Origin of the sequence: Pseudomonas tremae (assembly GCF_001401155.1) — a bacterium.
Taxonomy (GTDB): domain Bacteria; phylum Pseudomonadota; class Gammaproteobacteria; order Pseudomonadales; family Pseudomonadaceae; genus Aquipseudomonas; species Aquipseudomonas tremae.
On sequence record NZ_LJRO01000079.1, the window covers coordinates 212,382 to 217,770 of the forward strand.

Here is a 5,389-nt window from a genome sequence, read left to right on the forward strand (position 1 = left end):
CATGCACCTGCTCGGGCACCTGAAGCGGGAAACCTCCTGCGGTGTGTGTAGCCAGGTGGAAGACCGGTATTTTGCCCAGGCGTGTCTCGCCCAACTGCGGTATGTAAGTAGCAATGCTCTGCGTCAGTGACAACTGCCCGTTGGCCTGCGCCCAGCTGGCCAGCGTTGCGGTGAAGGTCTTGCTGATCGAGCCGAGTTCGAACAGTGTATCGCTGGACACCGGCCGGCCAGTGGCTTTCGAGGCCACGCCATAATTGTAGAACTGCTGTTCGCCGTTACGAGTGATGGCGATGGACAGACCCGCAATGTTGTTTTCCTGCATGACCTTGCGCGCTTCTGTCTGCACCAGCGCGTCAAACGCAGCCGGGTCTTGCCCGGCAAAAGCCACCGAGTTGACCAGCAGAAGTCCTGTGCAGAACAGCGTCCCATTCCATTGCATTCGATAGTTCCTTGTTGTTTTGGGGGTATGCCGATCATCAGGCGGGGGGCTGAGGGCCTCTCTGCGGTGGTCGGTCGTCAAAGGTTTGCGTAATATGCCCCCTTTTTTGCGCTTCCTCCACGGAACGCGGCTCAGGTAAATCATGAAAACTATCCGTATGCGCGCCGAAGTTCTGGCCGGGCTCACCACATCGTTCGCTCTGGTGCCCGAGTGCATCGCCTTTGCGCTGGTTGCCCATCTCAATCCACTGATGGGGCTGTATGGCGCGTTCATCATTTGTACGCTGACCGCTTTATTTGGCGGCAGACCGGGAATGGTGTCAGGTGCCGCAGGCTCGATGGCCGTGGTAATCGTGGCGCTGGTGGTGCAGCAGGGCGTGCAGTATCTGCTGGCTACCGTGTTGCTGGGTGGCCTGATCATGATTCTGTTCGGGCTGTTGCGTCTGGGCAAACTGGTGAGGCTGGTGCCCTATCCGGTAATGCTGGGTTTCGTCAACGGTCTGGCCATCGTCATCGCGATGGCGCAACTGGAACACTTCAAGGTCGGTGAGTCGTGGCTCAGCGGTACGCCGCTGTACGTAATGCTCGGGCTGGTGGCGCTGACCATGGCAATCGTCTACCTGCTGCCACGCGTGACCCGCGTCGCGCCGCCGGCGCTGGTGGCGATCCTCAGCGTCGGGCTGGCGGTGTACCTGCTCGGCCTGCCAACCCGCACCTTGGGCGACATGGCGCATATCGCCGGTGGCTTGCCTGCATTTGCCTTGCCGGACATCCCGTGGAATCTGGAGACCCTGCGCATCATTGCGCCTTACGCCATCCTGATGGCGCTGGTCGGCCTGCTGGAAACCCTGCTGACCCTGAACCTTACCGACGAAATTACCGAAACCCGGGGTTACCCGGACCGCGAGTGTGTGGCGCTGGGCGCTGCCAACATGGTGTCCGGAGCATTTGGCGGCATGGGTGGCTGCGCGATGATCGGTCAGACCGTCATCAACCTCAGTTCCGGTGGGCGCGGGCGGGTTTCCGGGGTGGTTGCGGGCTTGATGATCCTGATGTTCGTGTTGTTCCTGTCGCCGCTGATCGAGCGTATTCCGCTGGCGGCGCTTGTGGGCGTGATGTTTGTGGTCGCTCAGCAAACCTTCGCTTGGGCGTCGCTGCGCGTGCTGCGCAAGGTGCCGCTCAACGACGTGCTGGCAATTATCGCGGTGACGGTGGTCACGGTGCTGACCGATCTGGCCACCGCTGTGGTGTTCGGGATCATCATTGCCGCGATCAACTTCGCCTGGCAGCAGGCCCGCGAGCTTTATGCCGACAGCCATGTCGAGGCAGACGGCAGCAAGGTCTACCACCTGCACGGCACGTTGTTCTTTGCTTCCACCACACCCTTCCTTGACCAGTTCAACCCGGCTGAGGACCCGGCGCAAGTGACGCTGGACTGTCGTCACCTGAGCTTTGTCGATTACTCGGCAATCGCGGCGCTCAAGACCTTGCGTGAACGCTACGCCAAGGCCGGCAAGCACTTGCGTGTGGTGCATCTGTCCGAGCGTTGCAAACGATTGCTCAAGCGCGCAGGTGTACAGCACGCTTGATTGATGTCGCCAGGCCTTGTCTCGTATAGGCTGAATATCAACCTCTGAACCAAAGGTGTTTGCCTGATGGATGCTGTCTCTCCGCTGGATGCTTACCAACGTGCGGTCCAGCGTGGTTTTCAGTCTGATCAGGCGCAGTTGCGGGCTGTGCAGCAGTTGCAGGCGTGCTATCTGGCGCTGACCGAGTCTCGCGGTAAAGCGCAGGGTGTGTACCTGTGGGGGCCGGTCGGGCGCGGCAAGACCTGGTTGATGGACCGCTTTTTCGAAAGCCTGAGTGTACCGGCAAGGCGTCAGCATTTTCATCACTTCATGCGTTGGGTGCACAAGCGCATGTTTGAACTGATGGGTACGCCTCAGCCGCTGACAGTGGTCGCCAAAGAGCTGGCGCGGGACGTGCGGGTGATGTGCTTCGACGAGCTGTTTGTGACCGACATAGGTGACGCGGTAATCCTTGGCGGGCTGTTGCAGGTGATGTTCGAACAGGGCGTGGTACTGGTCTGTACCTCCAACCAGCCACCGGAGCAGCTTTACAGCCACGGCCATAACCGTGAGCGTTTCCTGCCCGCCGTCGCGGCTATCCAGAAGTACATGAATGTTGTGGCAGTGGACGGTGGCGAAGACCATCGCCTGCACCCTGGCCAGTTGCACCAGCGTTATTGGGTCTTCGAAGCCGGTCGACCGAGTGCTTTGCAGGGGATATTCGAAACCCTGAGCGCCGGCCAGCCGGTGCACGACTCGCAGGTCATGCTCGGTTATCGCAGCATCAACGTGGTTCAGCACTCCGATACGGCGGTGTGGTGCCGCTATCGCGACCTCTGCGAACAACCGCTGGCGGCGATGGATTTCATCGCGCTGTGCGATCGCTTTTCAGTGATTCTGCTCAGTGAGGTGCCGGTACTGGGCGCTGCACAACGCGAGGCGAAGATTGCGCGAGGCACCGAGGATGGCGTGGAGCAGGTGACGGCGGGGGATCGTGAGTTGCCACAATTGTCGCCCAACGACGATGGCGTACGACGCTTCATCGCGCTGGTGGACGAGTGCTACGATCGGCGCATTCCGCTGTATGTCGAAGCGCCGGTGCCGATGGACGAACTGTACACCCAGGGTTATCTGTCATTCGCGTTCCGACGCACCCTGAGCCGGTTGCAGGAAATGCAGCTGGAGCGCTTTACCGAGTCGTGACGGTCAGGATGCATCCCGACGGCGCTGGGCCAGCATGTGTTTGGCGCCTTCGATCATCAACACCACGACCGCCAGCCAGATCGGCAGGTAAGTCAGCCATTCATCGCGCCCGATGCTTTCGCCCAGCAGCAGGGCAACCCCGACCAGCAGGATCGGCTCGACATAGCTGAGCAGCCCGAACAGGCTGAACGGCAGCAGGCGACTGGCGAGAATATAGCTGACCAGTGCCGAGGCGCTGATTACCCCTAGCAGCGGGATCAGCAGATACAACAACGGTGTCTGCTGGATAGCTTGCGGTTGACCATTGCTGATGAACCACAGGCTGATGGGCAGCATCAGCAGCATGTCGAACCACAGGCCGCCCAGATGATCGGTCTTGAGCTTGCGCCGCAGCACGAAGTACAGCGGATAGCCGCCTGCAACCAGCAGGGTTTCCCAGGAAAAACTGCCCAGCCGCCACAATTCATGGGTAACCCCGACCATTGCGAACACGGCAGCGACCTTCTGCAGGTACGAGAGGTGCTCGCCGTACACCACCCGGCCGGTGAGAATCATGCTCAACGGCAGCAGAAAATAACCCAGCGACACCTCCAGACTGCGCCCATGCAGCGGCGCCCACATGAAGATCAGCAGTTGTGCACCGAGCAGCAGCGAAGACAGCAGCAGCCCGAAGAACAGCAACGGTTGCTGCCTGAGCCGGACAGCCACATCGCGGACTCGTCGCCAGTCACCGCTGACCAGCATGAACAGGGTCGCGCACGGCACGGTGAGCAGCATGCGCCAGCCGAAAATCTCTTCGCCGTCGAGAGGCTTCATTAACGACGTATAGAAATACATGACCCCGAACAGCACGGAAGCCAGAACCGACAGCACGACACCTTTGTACACAACGTCCTCCGCAACGGCTCATTCAACCTTTTGCACCTGTCTGGTGCGCGCGTCGACCAGTCTACTGGCCTGATGTGCAAAAAGCTGCACATCAAACTGCGGTGGTTGTACGTTCGCCGGTCTTTATCACGATAAGGCGGATTTTTACGGACCAGGTCGACACAGCGATGGAACGTGCCCCATTCAAGCGCATCAGACGTTTTGGTTAATCGATCAGCTTTGCTAGGCTGTCGCGCTGGCTGGCGCGATTCTGTCCGGTAATCACAAGGAGCATGCATGACCTCATTCAGCACCGCAGCCCAGGACGCCAAGGCTCGGGCGGAACAGTCTTCTACGCGTATCGCGTTTTTCATTGCCGGTTTCAGTGTGGCGTCATGGGCGCCGCTGGTGCCTTACGTCAAACAACGCATGGGTCTTGATGAGGGCACGCTCGGGCTCTTGTTGTTGTGTCTTGGTGTGGGCTCGATCATTTCAATGCCGCTGGCGGGCGCACTGGCAGCGCGGTTCGGCTGTCGACGATTGCTGGTCTGCTCGACGCTACTGATCTGTCTGTGCCTGCCACTGCTGGCGACGATATCCAGCCTGCCGCTGCTGATAGCGACGCTGTTTCTGTTCGGCGCAAGCATGGGCGGGGTCGACTGTACCGCCAACGTTCAGGCGGTGATTGTCGAGCGCAACAGCGGCAAGACCATGATGTCGGGGTTTCATGGCCTGTTCAGCCTTGGCGGTATTGTCGGCGCTGCTGGTGTCGCTGGCTTGCTCAGTCTGGGGATCTCGCCGTTCGCTGCGATGTTGATAGTCGTGCTGCTGACGCTACTTGCGCTGGCGAAAGCAGCTCCGAATCTGTTGCCCTACGGCAGCTCGTCTGACGGACCCGCCTTTGCGATCCCGCGGGGTGTGGTGCTGTTCATCGGGCTGCTGTGTTTCACTGTGTTCCTGGCCGAAGGTGCGATGCTCGACTGGAGCGCGGTGTTCCTGACCTCGTTGCGTGGCGTCGAAGCCTCTTATGCCGGACTGGGTTATGCGGTGTTCGCTGCAGCCATGACGCTGGGGCGGCTGTTTGGCGATGCGGTCGTGAAACGGGTGGGTTCAAATCGGGTGATCATTCTGGGCGGCCTTTGCGCAGCGGCGGGGCTGGCCGTCGCTACGTTGATTCCGGTCTGGCAGGCAGCGTTGCTGGGCTATGCGCTGGTTGGCGCCGGCTGCTCGAACATCGTACCAGTGTGCTACAGCGCAGCCGGTCGGCAGAAGACCATGCCTGAAAGCGTGGCGATCCCGGCGATTACAACAGT

At 60.3% G+C, this 5,389-nt stretch carries 4 protein-coding genes and 1 pseudogene (1 of these 5 running past the window's edge); 3 read left to right on the forward strand and 2 right to left on the reverse strand.

Features of this window, described 5'->3' with window-relative positions; all coding sequences use genetic code 11:
• Positions 1–439, reverse strand: a pseudogene (ampC, locus tag ALO43_RS06500) (class C beta-lactamase) (it extends 676 nt beyond the left edge of the window).
• Between the two features lie 142 nt (positions 440–581).
• Here ampC and ALO43_RS06505 point away from each other — a divergent pair.
• The gene (locus ALO43_RS06505; protein WP_024689591.1) at positions 582–2,027 is read left to right on the forward strand and encodes a SulP family inorganic anion transporter; all 1,446 of its coding nucleotides are present in this window, start codon (positions 582–584) and stop codon (positions 2,025–2,027) included.
• A 66-nt stretch (positions 2,028–2,093) separates the two neighbouring features.
• Complete coding sequence (gene zapE / locus ALO43_RS06510) at positions 2,094–3,209, forward strand: cell division protein ZapE (RefSeq protein WP_005890357.1); 1,116 nt, start codon at positions 2,094–2,096, stop codon at positions 3,207–3,209.
• A gap of 3 nt (positions 3,210–3,212) precedes the next feature.
• Here zapE and rarD read toward each other — a convergent pair whose 3' ends face one another.
• The gene (gene rarD / locus ALO43_RS06515; RefSeq protein WP_053479647.1) at positions 3,213–4,097 is read right to left on the reverse strand and encodes an EamA family transporter RarD; all 885 of its coding nucleotides are present in this window, start codon (positions 4,095–4,097) and stop codon (positions 3,213–3,215) included.
• Between the two features lie 276 nt (positions 4,098–4,373).
• On the opposite strand from rarD, the gene ALO43_RS06520 reads away from it, so the two are divergent.
• Positions 4,374–5,389 (forward strand): MFS transporter (locus tag ALO43_RS06520; protein ID WP_054997265.1); only part of this gene is annotated, 1,016 nt, incomplete at its 3' end.

Coding starts and splice junctions, on each gene's coding strand:
- ALO43_RS06505 (WP_024689591.1), top strand. CDS start 582: ATGAAAACTATCCGTATGCGCGCCGAAGTTCTGGCCGGGCTCACCACA.
- zapE (WP_005890357.1), top strand. CDS start 2,094: ATGGATGCTGTCTCTCCGCTGGATGCTTACCAACGTGCGGTCCAGCGT.